This is a genomic window from Streptomyces cellostaticus (assembly GCF_001513965.1).
GTDB lineage: Bacteria > Actinomycetota > Actinomycetes > Streptomycetales > Streptomycetaceae > Streptomyces > Streptomyces cellostaticus.
In genome coordinates, this window is sequence record NZ_KQ948018.1 from 175,512 (window position 1) to 187,756 (window position 12,245).

Below are 12,245 nucleotides of genomic sequence, written 5' to 3' on the forward strand. Positions count from 1 at the left end.
GGCCGTCCGCATGCAGCCGGCGGGCCGGCTCGACGCAGACACCCGCGAAGTGCTCCCGGAGCAGCTCGCGGCGGGTGTCCTGCTCGTTCGTCACCGCCGCCGTCCTCCTCGGACCACAGCCCGAGATCCTCGACCTCCGCCACGTACAGCCGGGCACCGACCGGGTCCTCGGGAACGTTCCCGAGCGTCTCGAAGCCGTCCCGCAGCCAGCGTGGTCTCGGTGGTGTGGCCGACGGCCGCATACGGACTTTCGCGCCGGTCTGTCACAACGTCCGCCCCCGCTCCGTCAGTGCAGTGAAAGCAACCCGGCGAGCACCACTGACACACAGGAGGCAGCACCATGCAGGCACGGATGACGAACCCGGCGTACGTCCTCCCGGCCGCCCTGAAGGGCATCGGCTCGGTCTTCCAGGGCATCGGCGAGGGCGGGCTGCCGCAGGAGCTGGCGGAGATCGTCGGGCTGCGGGCCAGCCAGATCAACGGGTGCAGCGCCTGTGTGCACGGCCACACGGTCAACCTGCGCAAGGCCGGCGCGAGCGAGGAGCGGATCGCCGCCGTCGGCGCCTGGCGCGAGGCGCCCTTCTTCAGCGACGCGGAGCGTGCGGCGCTTCAGCTGGCCGAGCGGGTCACGCGGCTCGCCGACCGTTCCGAGGAGTCGGTGCCGGACGCGCTGTGGGACGAGGTGGCCGATCACTTCGACGAGAAGCAGCTCTCCGCGCTGATCCTCACCATCTCGCTCACCAACATGTTCAACCGCATCAACACCACCATCAAGGAGCCCGCGGGCACCACTTGGGGCTGAGCAGTACACAAGTCCGGGAACATCAGGGTGAGTCGGCGGGGCGCGCTGTCCGTATTCTCTGATCATGGCCGCACCCCCCGCATTTGCATTGATCGCCACCGACCTGGACGGGACACTGCTGCGCGGTGACGACACCGTCTCCGACCGGTCGCTCGCCGCGCTCGCGAGGGCGACGCGGGCCGGTGCCCGGCATCTGGTGGTGACGGGCCGCCCGGCGCCCCGGGTGCGGCCCCTCCTGGACGGCCTCGGCTGCACGGGGCTCGCGGTGTGCGGGCAGGGCGCGCAGGTCTACGACGCCGGAGCCGACCGCATGCTGTGGTCGGTGCGCCTGGACCGGGAGCTCGCCGAGACCGCGCTCGGCAAGATCGAGGCCGAGGTGGGGCAGGTCTACGCGGCCGTCGACCAGGACGGCGTGGACGGGCTCACGCTGATCGAACCGGGGTATCTGATGCCGCACCCGACCCTGCCCGCCGTGCGGGTCGGCCGGCGCGACGACCTGTGGTGCGAGCCCATCAGCAAGGTGCTGCTGCGCCACCACACGCTGTCCGACGACGAGTTGGCGGCGATCGCGCGCTCGGCGGTGGGCTCGCTGGCGACGGTCACGATGTCGGGGCCGGGGACCGTGGAACTCCAGCCGTGCGGTGTCACCAAGGCGACGGGTCTGGCGCTGGCCGCCGACCACCTCGGGATCGCCGCCGGCCAGGCCCTCGCCTTCGGCGACATGCCCAACGACATCCCCATGTTCGACTGGGCCGGCCGTGGTGTCGCCATGGCCAACGCCCACCCCGAACTCAAGGCTGTAGCCGACGAGATCACCACGTCGAACGAGGACGACGGCATCGCCGTCGTCCTCGAAAGACTGTTCCCGACCGACTGACCGGGATATCAGCAGGGGTCTGCCGCGGGCGCCGGTCAGTAGGCGCTGAAGACGTTGTCGATCGACCCGTAGCGCGCGGCCGCGTAGTTGCAGGCGGCCGTGATGTTCGCGACCGGGTCGTAGATGTTGAACGACGTTCCGGCCACGTGGTAGGCGTTGAACGTCGGGTCGATGACCTGGAGCAGGCCCTTGGACGGGATGCCCGCGGCCGCGTTGGAGTCCCAGAGGTTGATGGCCGCCGGGTTGCCCGACGACTCGCGGATGATGTTGCGGTAGATGCCGTTGTAGCTGCCCGGGATGCCCTTCTGGGCCATGATCGCCAGCGACTCACGGATCCAGCCGTCGAGGGTGTTCGGGTACCCGGCGGGGGTGGTGGAGACCGTCGTGGCGGTGGGGGTGGCCGCGGAGGCGCTGGTCGCACCGATGAGCGGAAGGGCGAGCACGGCGGCGCCGGTGCCGACGACGGCGAGCTTGCGGACGAGGCGGTTGGTGCGAACGCGGCGAGGCTGAGCGGCAGCAGGCATGGCGAAGTTCCTCTCCGTCGCCTGCGAGGTGAGCTGTCGGGTTCGGGCTGGGGAGTGCCCGGCCGCGCCGCCGAGGCGGCACGACTTCACCCCTAGCCGTTCCGGTGACACATGTGCGTCTGCGACGTGTGCCGTCCGGTCCGGCGACTTACCTGGGTCCCCCGCTCCTGCCGTACGAATGAGTTCGTCGATGGGTGGTGTCAGGCGCGGCAGGATTCGGCGTTCGCCTGACTGGCCCGGAAGCTATGCGAGAGCACATGTCCGGAACAAGTACCGGATTCACCCAACGCGCCGGTTGACCTTGTTCTGCACCGTATGGGGTGCTTGATCCTTTGCGGTTGCCAATCCTCAACTGGCCGATACGGCAAGGGGGAACGGTGGGGGCGCCGGATGGGTGGGGGCAGGGGTGTGAGTGACCCAATTCACGAAATGGCAAAGCGTATCAAATCAGACATGGGGGATTCAGGAGGTTCGCTGGCCATAGTGCAAAAGGAGTAATCCGTTCACGGCTTGTTCGCGACAAAACGGACTAGTTCCTGTTAATCAATAGATGTCAGACCTTATTAGATGATCGAGAACTTACCGGCCGTGATCCGATACCGCCCGGGCTGGACCGGTGGGCGCTATCGGTGATCGAAAGAGGACCGGATACGCTGACTTGAGTGATGGCAGCGACCTATCGACAAACCGTGTAACGCCAGCAGACACCAGCAGACAGGAGACCCCCCGTGACCGTCGTCGGGCCGTTCGGGCTGAGCGTGCGGGACCAGGCTCTGGAAGCCGATGTCCAGGCCGGATTGGCGGCTGTCGAGGAAGGCTTGCTCGAAGCCACCAAGAGCGAGGTCCCGTTCATCACAGGGGCCGCGCAGCACCTCGTACGGGCCGGTGGGAAGCGGTTCCGGCCGCTGCTCGTGATGCTCGCGGCACAGTTCGGCGACCCGTACGCGCCGGGCGTCGTACCGTCGGCCGTCGTCGTGGAGCTGACCCACCTGGCCACGCTGTACCACGACGACGTCATGGACGAGGCCTCCGTGCGGCGCGGCGTGGACAGCGCCAACACCCGGTGGGGCAACTCCGTCGCGGTCCTGACCGGCGACTTCCTCTTCGCCCGCGCCTCCCAGATCCTCGCCGACCTCGGCCCCGAGGCGGTCCGGGTGCAGGCCCTCGCGTTCGAGCGGCTGGTCACCGGGCAGATCCTGGAGACCGCGGGACCCTCGGACGGCCGCGATCCGGTCGAGCACTACCTGGACGTGCTCGGCGGCAAGACGGGATCGCTGGTGGCGGTGTCGTGCCGGTTCGGCGCGATGATGTCCGGCGCCGACGAGACGGTCGTCGACGTGCTCACCCAGTACGGCGAACGGCTCGGGGTCGCCTTCCAGCTCGCGGACGACGTCCTGGACATCGCCTCCGACTCGCACGAGTCCGGCAAGACCCCGGGGACCGACCTGCGCGAGGGCATCCCGACGCTGCCCGTGCTCCGGCTGCGCGAGCGGGCCGCCCGCCTCGGCCTGCCCGAGGACCTCGCGCTGTGCGAGCTGCTGGACTCCGACCTCAGCGACGACGCCCGGCACGCCGAGGCGCTGACCGCGCTCCGTGCCCACCCCGCCCTCGAGCAGGCCCGCCGGGACACCGTCCGGTACGCCGAGGAGGCGCGCTCCGCGCTGGCCCCGCTGCCGGAGTGCGACGCCAAGGCGGCGCTGATCGAGCTGTGCGACGCGGTGGTGCACCGGGCCGGCTAGCCGCTGGTGCACCTGGCGTGAGGGCGGTGTCTCCCGCACGACCCCTACGGGTCGGGGGAGGCACCGCCCTCGCGTGTCATACCGCAGGCGTACACGGAGTTGGCCCCGAGGTCTGACGCTTCCGCACGGCCGATTTGGTCAGATGGAAACCACGGAAATCACCACTCCTCACCGATTCGGGTGAGAATGGCGGCTCAGGTGTACCAGCGTGAGGACAGCCGCCGCCGACGACGGAGGTAAGGCACAGATGGCACCGTACGAATCCGACGACGCAACGGCCGCCGCGCAGGACGAGGACCTGCGCTCCGGACGCCGTAAGGCCGCCCGGTACGTGGTCCCGGTCGCGGTGGTGGGGGTGGCGGCGGCCACGATCGGGCTGGTACCGGCCCTCGCCGACTCCGGCAACCCCGACCTGCCCAAGATCACCGCTCAGCAGCTCATCGAGAAGATCGCCAAGTCGGACGTGCAGCAGCTGTCCGGCACGGTGAAGGTCAGCACCGACCTCGGCCTGCCGAACCTCGGCGGCCTGGAGAGCAGCCTGGTCTCGGGGGCGGCCCAGGGCGGCGGCGACGGCTCCTCCGCGGACCCGAAGTCCAAGCTCACCGAGCTGGTCACCGGCACGCACACCCTGCGCGTGGCCGCCGACGGCCCGGACCGGCAGAAGCTGTCGCTGCTGGAGAGCGGCGCCGAGTACAGCCTCGTCCACGACGGCAAGGACGTCTGGGGCTACGACAGCAAGAGCAACGAGGTCTACCACGGCACCGCCGCCGACTCCGGCAAGGAGCACCGGGCCGAGCCGCCGGCCACGCCCAAGGACTTCGCCGACGAGGCCCTGAAGTCGGTCGACGACACCACGTCCGTGACCGTCGACGGCACCGTGCAGGTCGCCGGACGCGACGCCTACAAGCTGCTGATCAAGCCCAAGCAGTCCGGCACCACGGTCGGCGCGATCAGCATCGCCGTGGACGCGAAGACGGGTCAGCCGCTGAAGTTCACGCTGACGCCGAAGAGCGGCGGCGCCGCCGTGCTCGACGCGGGCTTCACCCAGGTCTCCTTCGCCAAGCCGGCCGCCTCCACCTTCGACTTCACCCCGCCCAAGGGCGCGAAGGTCACCGAGGACAAGCAGGAGTCCAAGGCGCCGGGGCACGCCCCGAAGCCCGGCGAGGACTTCGCCAAGGGCATGGACGGGGCCACCGTGCTCGGTAAGGGCTGGACGTCCATCGCCACCTTCGACACCGGCTCCAAGGGCGGCCTGCCGTCCGGCTCCAAGGGCGGCGCCTTCGGTGGCTTCCTCGGCTCGCTGGGCGACCAGGTCTCCGGCAAGTTCGGCAAGGGCACGGTCTTCTCCACCCGCTTGGTCAATGCCCTGATCACCGACGACGGCAAGGTGTACGCCGGTGCGGTCACCAAGGACGCGCTGGTGAAGGCGGCGAACGAAGCGAAGTAACCCTCCGGGGCCTGCGGGGTGGGTGTCCGGGACACCCACCCCGCAGGCACTCCCGGGACACGACGAAATCGAGGGAACGATGGACGAACCGTCCGCCAGGGAGCGGGACTCGGGGGACGCGGCGGAGCGGGACCCGCAGGACGCGCGGGCGCACGTCATCGCCACGCGCGGCCTCACCAAGCGCTACCGCGGCGGACAGCTCGCCGTCGACGGCCTCGATCTGACCGTCCCGGCAGGCAGCGTCTTCGGTTTCCTCGGCCCCAATGGCTCCGGCAAGACCACCACCATCCGCATGCTGATGGGCCTGATCGAGCCGACCTCGGGCACGGCCCGGGTGCTGGGCCGCCCCATGCCCCGGGCCACCCGCGCCGTCCTCCCGCAGGTCGGCGCGCTGATCGAGGGGCCGGCCCTGTACGGCTTCCTCTCCGGCCGGGACAACCTGCTGCGCTACGACGCCGCCGACCCGACCGCCGACCCGCGCACCCGGCGCGCCCGCGTCGCCGCCGCCCTGGACCGGGTGGGCCTCGCGGCCGCCGCCGGCAAGAAGGCGAGGGCGTACTCGCTCGGCATGAAACAGCGCCTGGGCCTGGCCGCGGCTCTGCTCCAGCCGCGCAGACTGCTCGTCCTGGACGAGCCGACCAACGGCCTCGACCCGCAGGGCATGCGGGAAATCCGCGCCCTGATCAGGGAGTTGGCCTCCGACGGTACGACCGTCTTCCTCTCCTCCCACCTCCTCGACGAGATCGAGCAGGTGTGCACGCACGCGGCGGTGATGACACAGGGCCGCCTCGTCACACAGGGCGCGGTGGCCGACCTGGCGGCCGGGGCGCGCGGCCGGCTGGCGGTGACCACGCCGGACCCGGGCGAGGCGGCCCGGGTGCTGAAGGAGCAGGGCGTCGGGGATGTCACCGTGGACGGCGACCGGGTGACCGGCGAGCCGCCCGCGCAGGACCTCGCCGAGGTGAACGCGGCCTTGGTCGCGGCGGGCGTCCGGGTCCGGGGCTTCACGCTCGAACAGGCCTCGCTGGAGGACGCGTTCGTGGCACTGACGGGGGAGGGCTTCGATGTCGCGGGCTGAGGCGCTTCAGACCCGGGCCGGACGCAGGCCGAGCCCGCTGTGGACGTTCGGGCTGTTGCGCAGCGAGTTGGTCACGACCCTCCGCCGCTGGCGCACGCTCGCGCTGCTCGCAGTGCTGGCGGCGGTGCCGGTGCTGGTCGGGATCGCGGTGAAGCTCGAGACGCGGGGCGGCTCGACGGCGGGCCCGGGCGGCGGCGACGGGCCGGCGTTCATCGCGCAGATCACCAACAACGGCCTGTTCCTGGTGTTCACGGCCCTGGCCGCGACCCTGCCGTTCTTCCTGCCGATGGCGGTCGGCGTCGTCGCGGGCGACGCGATCGCGGGCGAGGCGGGCAGCGGCACCCTGCGCTATCTGCTGGTCGCCCCGGCCGGCCGCACCCGTCTGCTGCTCACCAAGTACACGACGGTCATGGCCTTCTGTGTGCTGGCCACCCTGGTCGTGGCCGTCTCCGCACTGATCGTCGGTGCGCTGCTGTTCCCGCTCGGTGAGCTGACCACCATCTCCGGCACCCGGATCAGCTTCGCCGAGGGCCTCGGCCGGGCGCTGCTGATCGCCCTGGTCGTCGCTGCCTCACTGGTCGGTGTCGCGGCCCTCGGCCTGTTCGTGTCGACGCTGACCAACAGCGGCATCGCGGCGATGGCGACCACCGTGGGCCTGCTCATCACCGTTCAGATCCTCGACCAGATACCCCAGTTGCACGCGCTCCAGCCGTACCTCTTCTCCCACTACTGGCTGTCCTTCGCCGACCTGGTGCGCGACCCCGTCTACTGGGACGACCTGGTGAAGAACCTCGGCCTCCAGGCGCTGTACGCGGCCGTGTTCGGCTCGGCGGCCTGGGCGCGGTTCACGACGAAGGACATCAGCGCGTAGAAGGACACCAGCGCGTAGGGCGGGTGGGGTGCGCAGGGCGTCTCAGGCGTCCTGGTGCGGGAAGCGGGCGAGCGGTGCCTCCTGTGCGAAGAACGTCTTCGCGCGGGCCAGCGCCTCGGTGTCCTTGCGTACGTCCCCGGGCGCGGTGCCGTTGCCCAGCAGCACCCCGCCGAAGCGCATCCCCATGTAGGCGGCCGAGTTGTTGAGGGTGCCGGCCAAGGGGTCGGCGACCGACGGCTCCCGGTCCGCGAGCGCCGTGACACCCCACAGCGTGCGTCCGGCCAGGGTGGCCTTGAAGCCGAGGTCCGGCACGCGCAGCCAGCCCGACCAGTAGTCCAGGTAGCGCTTGGTGAGGCCGGACACCGAGTACCAGTACAGCGGCGAGGCGATCACGATGTCGGTCGCCGCGAGGGTGGCGTCGAGCAGCAGGCCGGTGGCGGTGTCCGAGGGCGGCCGTAGGTGGTCGCTGTCGTGGCGCAGGTCCACGAAGTCGGGCAGCGGGTGCTCGGCGAGGCGGATCCATTCCTGCTCTACCTCCCCGGGCAGTTGTTCGGCGGCCTCGCGGGCCAGCAGTTCGGTGTTGCCGTCGAGGCGGGCGCTGCCCAGGACGAACAGGAAGCGGCGGCTCATGGGTCCCCCAGAGTGAGCGTTGTCGTACCACGAATGCAGGTGTGTGCATTATATGCACACACAACAATCATGGGCCAGGGGGGCGGCTGGTGCGAGGCTGTGACGTCGCGGTGACGCGGGAGCCGAGCTGAGCCGACACACTGGTTGGCAGGACGCGTACGACCGGAGCGCGACGCCGGGGGAGTGAGGAAACCGATGTCTCGACTCAGCTTCGAGAAGAAGCGGGTGCAGCAGCCCGTGGCACACCCTGCGGTGGTGCATGTCCGGGTGTCCGGCGCGGGCAGCGCGTCGGTGGGCGGGACGGCGGTCGTGGCCGCACCGGGCGAGGAGATCCAGCAGGCCGTGCTGAACCACCTCCAGCGCCTGGCCATCAGTCTGGGCGCCCCCATACGCGCCACGATCCATGACGACCGCACCGGCTGCATGGTCCCCCTGGAGGTCTTGGCCGACGGTTCCAGCAGGGTGACGGGGGACCCCGTGCGGGTCGCTCCGCGGGTTGCGCCCGCTGAGGCGAAGGTGCGGGCGGCTGCGCCCGGCCCGTTGGGTACGGTGCAGGCGCCCACGGGGCAGTTCGGACCGGCGCCCGTCATGGACTCGCCGTCGACTCCGGCTGCCGCACCGGCCGCCGTGGACGCGCGCCCCGCCGCCGTCGCCGTGTCCGAGCCGGCCCCCGTACCCGCACGCACCCCGGAGCCTGCCCCCGAGCCGGCCCCGGAGGTCATCCCGGAGCCCGCCCCGGCCACGACCTCCGCCCCCACCCCCGCCCGTGGCTTCGACGCCGTCGCCGAGGAGGTGCTCGGGGACGAACCCGTGACGGAGACCGCGGAGGGGGCCGAGCTGCTCACCGGGCCGATGACGCGGATCAACGAGGCCGTTCGGGACGGTCGTATCGAGGCGGCGGCGGAACTCGCCGACCGCACGGTCGTCGAGGCCTCCGGTGTGCTGGGCCCGTCCCACCCCGAGGTGCTGCACCTGCGTGAACTGACCTCCTACATCGCCTACTTGGCGGGTGAGCCGGTCCGCTCCTTCCGGCTCTCCCTGGACCTTGCCCGCCTGCGCCGTCAGGCTCGGGACGCGGAGGCGGCCTACGGCAACGTGCAGAGCGCGGCCACCGCCTGGCGTGCGGTGCGCGACCCGGAGGAGGGCCTGCGGCTCGGCCGTGACCTGATCGACCTGTGGACGGATCTCACGGCGGAGCCGGGACCCGCCGCCGAGGACCTGCGGCCGCTGGAGTCCGCCCGCGCCCGTATGGTCCGCCTGACCGACCGCGCGGCCAGGGCGGCGCAGGTGTAACCGGCCGTACGACCCTGCGGCGGCTACTGAACGCAGAACTCGTTGCCCTCGGGGTCCGCCATCACCACCCATGCACCCGCGGGCTCCTGCACCTCACGCAGGACCCGCGCCCCCAGTGCCTCCAGCCGTGCCACCTCGTCCGCGCGCCGCCCCTGGCCGGCGTGCAGGTCGAGGTGGAGCCGGTTCTTGACGGTCTTGGCCTCCGGGACGCGCTGGAACAGCAGCCGACGCCCCAGCCCGGTGCCGGTGTCCGGGTCACAGGGATCGTCGGGGTGCCGTACGGCGATCAGGTCACGGAAGGCGGGGCGGCCGTGGTACTCGACGGCGGCCTCCCCGGGCAGCGCGCCGAGCGACAGCAGCCGTTCGACCAGGGCGCTGTTGTCCTCGGCCTCGTAGTGCAGCGCGGTGGCCCAGAAGTCGGCCTGCGCATGCGGGTCGGCCGCGTCGATGACGAGCTTCCAGTGCAGCGGGGCTGGTGTGTGTGTCGGCATGGGCACCACTTATAGCGCCCACGACTGACAACCGGCCCTCGGTCAGACGTCCACCGGAGCGGAGTCGGGCGTGTCGACGCGGGGCGGTACGACCATCGCCCGCGGCCTGCGCGCAGAGCGCAGGGCGTTCCAGGTGAGCAGGGTCAGCGCCAGCCAGACCAGCGCGAAACCGGCCCAGCGCTCGGGCGGCATGGCCTCGTGGAAGTAGAGGATGCCGAGCAGGAACTGGAAGACGGGGGCCAGGTACTGGAGCAGCCCCAGGGTGGACAGCGGCACACGGATCGCCGCCGCGCCGAAGCAGACCAGCGGCAGCGCGGTGACGATGCCGGTCGACGCGAGCAGGGCGGAGTGGCCAGTGCTGACGGTGGTGAAGGTGGAATCGCTGTGCGCCGTGAGCCAGAGCAGATAGCCGAGCGCGGGCAGGAACTGGATCGCGGTCTCGGCCGCCAGCGACTCGATGCCGCCGAGAGCGACCTTCTTCTTCACCAGCCCGTAGGTGGCGAACGAGAAGGCGAGACAGAGGGAGATCCACGGCGGACGGCCGTAGCCGACGGTCAGGACGACCACGGCGGCGAAGCCGACCCCGACCGCCGCCCACTGCACGGGCCGCAGCCGTTCCTTCAGGAGCAGCACGCCCATCGCGATGGTCACCAGCGGGTTGATGAAGTACCCGAGGGAGGCCTCGACCACATGGCCGGAGTTCACGGCCCAGATGTAGACGCCCCAGTTCACGGTGATGACGGCCGCGGCCAGCGCGACGAGCGCCAGCCGCCGCGGCTGCCGCAGCAGCTCCCCGGCCCAGGCCCAGCGCCGTATGACGAGCAGGGCGGCCGCGACGAAGGCGAGGGACCACACCATGCGGTGGGCCAGGATCTCCATCGCTCCCGCGGGCTTCAGCAGGGGCCAGAACAGGGGGACCAGCCCCCACATGCCGTACGCGGCGAAGCCGTTCAGCAGGCCTATCCGGTGCTCACTCCTGGACATCCCGGCCACGGGCCCCTCCCTCTCACTTCGTCCGCGCACGCGAGAACGAAGGTAGCGCCGAGCACCCCCTGCTGTCATGCCCGTTTCGCCATACGGTCATGACAGCAGGGGGGTGGTGGCGCTCACGGGGTCACCAGGGAAGCGGTCAGTCCTTGAGCGCGGCGGTGACCGCCTCGGCGAGCGGGGTGGTCGGGCGGCCCGCCAGGCGGGACAGGTCGCCGGTGGAGACGACCAGCTCGCCCTTCGCGATCGACGCGTCGACGCCGACGAGGATCTCGGCGAAGGGGGCGGGCAGCCCGGCGCCGGCCAGGATGTCCTTCAGGACCTCGCCGGTGACGGCGTTGTAGCCGATCTCCTTGCCGGTCTGCCGGCTCAGCTCGGCCGCGTACTCGGCGAAGCTCCACGCCTCGTCGCCGCCCAGCTCGTACGTCTTGTTCTCGTGGCCCTCACCGGTCAGTACGGCGACCGCGGCGGCGGCGTAGTCGGCGCGCGAGGCCGAGGAGACCCGGCCCTCGCCGGCCGCCGCGACGACCGCGTTGTGCTCCAGCACCGGGGCCAGGTTCTCGGTGTAGTTCTCGTGGTACCAGCCGTTGCGCAGCAGCGTGTACGGCAGGCCGGAGGCGAGCAGTGCCTCCTCGGTGGCGCGGTGGTCGTCGGCGAGCGCGGCCTTCAGGCTGCCCGGGGCGCTGGTGTACGCGAGCAGCGCCACGCCCGCCGCCCTGGCGGCGTCGATGACGACCCGGTGCTGCTGCACCCGGCCCTTGTCGAACTCGTTGCCGGAGATCAGCAGGACCTTGTCGCCGGCCGCGAACAGGGCGTCGAAGGTCTCGGGCGCGTTGTAGTCGGCGACGGCGAGCTTCACTCCGCGGGCCGCGAAGTCGGCGGCCTTGGCCTCGTCGCGCACGACGGCGGTGATCTGCTCCGCCGGAACCTTCTCCAGCAGCTGCTCCACGACGTGCCGGCCGAGGTGTCCGGTGGCTCCGGTGACGACGATGCTCATGGTGTCAGAACTCCTTGTGGGGGTGCCTAGGTCACTCACCCTAGGAGCTGCACTAACCAAGCGAAAGTACCCACTTTGAAGTAAGGTACTGGCATGGCAGTAAGTAACGCGCGGGCACGCACCGGAGCCGAGGCCGAGGCCCTGTGCCCCTACCGGCTCGTCCTGGAGCACGTCACCAGCCGCTGGGGCGTCCTCGTCCTGATCGAACTGCTGGAGGGCTCGCGGCGGTTCAGCGAGCTGCGCCGGGCGATCGACCAGGTGGGCCGCATCAGCGAGAAGATGCTCACCCAGACCCTCCAGACCCTGGAGCGCGACGGCCTGGTCCACCGGGACGCCAAGCCGGTCATCCCGCCCCGCGTCGACTACTCGCTCACCGGTCTCGGCCGCGAGGCCGCCGAGCAGGTGCGGTCCCTGGCCCAGTGGACGCACGACCGCATCGGCGAGGTGGAGAAGGCCCGCCAGGCCTACGACGAGGCCCGGGAACTCCGCTCCCGGGCCTCGTGATCGAA

The 12,245-nt window shown here is 71.0% G+C and carries 13 protein-coding genes and 1 riboswitch; of the genes, 8 read left to right on the forward strand and 5 right to left on the reverse strand.

The features are described 5' to 3' along the window. The first annotated feature begins 340 nt into the window (after nucleotides 1-340). Together AQI88_RS10330 and AQI88_RS10335 are read left to right on the forward strand one after the other, a co-directional pair. The gene (locus AQI88_RS10330) at nucleotides 341-802 is read left to right on the forward strand and encodes a carboxymuconolactone decarboxylase family protein (RefSeq protein WP_066995519.1); all 462 of its coding nucleotides are present in this window, start codon (nucleotides 341-343) and stop codon (nucleotides 800-802) included. Between the two features lie 64 nt (nucleotides 803-866). Beyond that, the gene (locus tag AQI88_RS10335) at nucleotides 867-1,679 is read left to right on the forward strand and encodes a Cof-type HAD-IIB family hydrolase (protein ID WP_066995520.1); all 813 of its coding nucleotides are present in this window, start codon (nucleotides 867-869) and stop codon (nucleotides 1,677-1,679) included. A gap of 35 nt (nucleotides 1,680-1,714) precedes the next feature. On the opposite strand, the gene AQI88_RS10340 is transcribed toward AQI88_RS10335, so the two are convergent. Then, on the reverse strand, nucleotides 1,715-2,203 hold the full coding sequence (locus tag AQI88_RS10340) for a transglycosylase SLT domain-containing protein (protein WP_066995521.1): 489 nt from the start codon (nucleotides 2,201-2,203) through the stop codon (nucleotides 1,715-1,717). A gap of 3 nt (nucleotides 2,204-2,206) precedes the next feature. Next, nucleotides 2,207-2,403: riboswitch (cyclic di-AMP (ydaO/yuaA leader) on the reverse strand. A gap of 528 nt (nucleotides 2,404-2,931) precedes the next feature. On the opposite strand from AQI88_RS10340, the gene AQI88_RS10345 reads away from it, so the two are divergent. The 4 genes from AQI88_RS10345 to AQI88_RS10360 all read left to right on the forward strand — a co-directional run bounded on the left by AQI88_RS10345 (nucleotide 2,932) and on the right by AQI88_RS10360 (nucleotide 7,338). Next, the gene (locus AQI88_RS10345; RefSeq protein WP_066995522.1) at nucleotides 2,932-3,942 is read left to right on the forward strand and encodes a polyprenyl synthetase family protein; all 1,011 of its coding nucleotides are present in this window, start codon (nucleotides 2,932-2,934) and stop codon (nucleotides 3,940-3,942) included. 247 nt (nucleotides 3,943-4,189) lie between these two features. Next, nucleotides 4,190-5,389 (forward strand): LolA family protein, encoded by a 1,200-nt coding sequence (locus AQI88_RS10350; RefSeq protein ID WP_066995523.1) that lies wholly within the window; start codon nucleotides 4,190-4,192, stop codon nucleotides 5,387-5,389. Between the two features lie 79 nt (nucleotides 5,390-5,468). Next, complete coding sequence (locus AQI88_RS10355) at nucleotides 5,469-6,467, forward strand: ABC transporter ATP-binding protein (RefSeq protein WP_066995526.1); 999 nt, start codon at nucleotides 5,469-5,471, stop codon at nucleotides 6,465-6,467. Continuing rightward, complete coding sequence (locus AQI88_RS10360; RefSeq protein ID WP_066995528.1) at nucleotides 6,454-7,338, forward strand: ABC transporter permease; 885 nt, start codon at nucleotides 6,454-6,456, stop codon at nucleotides 7,336-7,338. Before AQI88_RS10355 ends, AQI88_RS10360 begins: the two co-directional genes overlap by 14 nt. Before the next feature lie 42 nt (nucleotides 7,339-7,380). Here AQI88_RS10360 and AQI88_RS10365 read toward each other — a convergent pair whose 3' ends face one another. Continuing rightward, on the reverse strand, nucleotides 7,381-7,968 hold the full coding sequence (locus AQI88_RS10365; protein ID WP_066995530.1) for a flavodoxin family protein: 588 nt from the start codon (nucleotides 7,966-7,968) through the stop codon (nucleotides 7,381-7,383). Between the two features lie 195 nt (nucleotides 7,969-8,163). On the opposite strand from AQI88_RS10365, the gene AQI88_RS10370 reads away from it, so the two are divergent. Beyond that, nucleotides 8,164-9,261, forward strand: a complete 1,098-nt coding sequence (locus tag AQI88_RS10370; protein ID WP_244184098.1) for a hypothetical protein — start codon at nucleotides 8,164-8,166, stop codon at nucleotides 9,259-9,261. Between the two features lie 23 nt (nucleotides 9,262-9,284). Here the strand turns inward: AQI88_RS10370 and AQI88_RS10375 are convergent, their stop codons facing one another. From AQI88_RS10375 to AQI88_RS10385, 3 genes are all read right to left on the reverse strand, one after another. Then, nucleotides 9,285-9,752, reverse strand: coding sequence for a VOC family protein (locus tag AQI88_RS10375; RefSeq protein ID WP_066995533.1), 468 nt, complete (start codon nucleotides 9,750-9,752; stop codon nucleotides 9,285-9,287). Nucleotides 9,753-9,794: 42 nt separating this feature from the next. Further along, complete coding sequence (rarD, locus tag AQI88_RS10380; RefSeq protein ID WP_066995536.1) at nucleotides 9,795-10,745, reverse strand: EamA family transporter RarD; 951 nt, start codon at nucleotides 10,743-10,745, stop codon at nucleotides 9,795-9,797. A 136-nt stretch (nucleotides 10,746-10,881) separates the two neighbouring features. Then, entirely contained in the window at nucleotides 10,882-11,736 is an 855-nt protein-coding gene (locus tag AQI88_RS10385; RefSeq protein WP_066995539.1) for an SDR family oxidoreductase, read from the reverse strand. A 93-nt stretch (nucleotides 11,737-11,829) separates the two neighbouring features. Here AQI88_RS10385 and AQI88_RS10390 point away from each other — a divergent pair, with 93 nt between their 5' ends. Then, a complete protein-coding gene (locus AQI88_RS10390; RefSeq protein ID WP_066995542.1) occupies nucleotides 11,830-12,240 on the forward strand; it encodes a winged helix-turn-helix transcriptional regulator in 411 nt (136 codons plus the stop codon). Nucleotides 12,241-12,245 lie beyond the last annotated feature (5 nt).

What these genes read in the sequence shown, in the direction of transcription:
- AQI88_RS10330 (WP_066995519.1), top strand. Translation starts at nt 341, where the DNA reads ATGCAGGCACGGATGACGAACCCGGCGTACGTCCTCCCGGCCGCCCTG.
- AQI88_RS10335 (WP_066995520.1), top strand. Translation starts at nt 867, where the DNA reads ATGGCCGCACCCCCCGCATTTGCATTGATCGCCACCGACCTGGACGGG.
- AQI88_RS10340 (WP_066995521.1), bottom strand. Translation starts at nt 2,203, where the DNA reads ATGCCTGCTGCCGCTCAGCCTCGCCGCGTTCGCACCAACCGCCTCGTC.
- AQI88_RS10350 (WP_066995523.1), top strand. Translation starts at nt 4,190, where the DNA reads ATGGCACCGTACGAATCCGACGACGCAACGGCCGCCGCGCAGGACGAG.
- AQI88_RS10355 (WP_066995526.1), top strand. Translation starts at nt 5,469, where the DNA reads ATGGACGAACCGTCCGCCAGGGAGCGGGACTCGGGGGACGCGGCGGAG.
- AQI88_RS10360 (WP_066995528.1), top strand. Translation starts at nt 6,454, where the DNA reads ATGTCGCGGGCTGAGGCGCTTCAGACCCGGGCCGGACGCAGGCCGAGC.
- AQI88_RS10365 (WP_066995530.1), bottom strand. Translation starts at nt 7,968, where the DNA reads ATGAGCCGCCGCTTCCTGTTCGTCCTGGGCAGCGCCCGCCTCGACGGC.
- AQI88_RS10370 (WP_244184098.1), top strand. Translation starts at nt 8,164, where the DNA reads ATGTCTCGACTCAGCTTCGAGAAGAAGCGGGTGCAGCAGCCCGTGGCA.
- AQI88_RS10375 (WP_066995533.1), bottom strand. Translation starts at nt 9,752, where the DNA reads ATGCCGACACACACACCAGCCCCGCTGCACTGGAAGCTCGTCATCGAC.
- AQI88_RS10385 (WP_066995539.1), bottom strand. Translation starts at nt 11,736, where the DNA reads ATGAGCATCGTCGTCACCGGAGCCACCGGACACCTCGGCCGGCACGTC.
- AQI88_RS10390 (WP_066995542.1), top strand. Translation starts at nt 11,830, where the DNA reads ATGGCAGTAAGTAACGCGCGGGCACGCACCGGAGCCGAGGCCGAGGCC.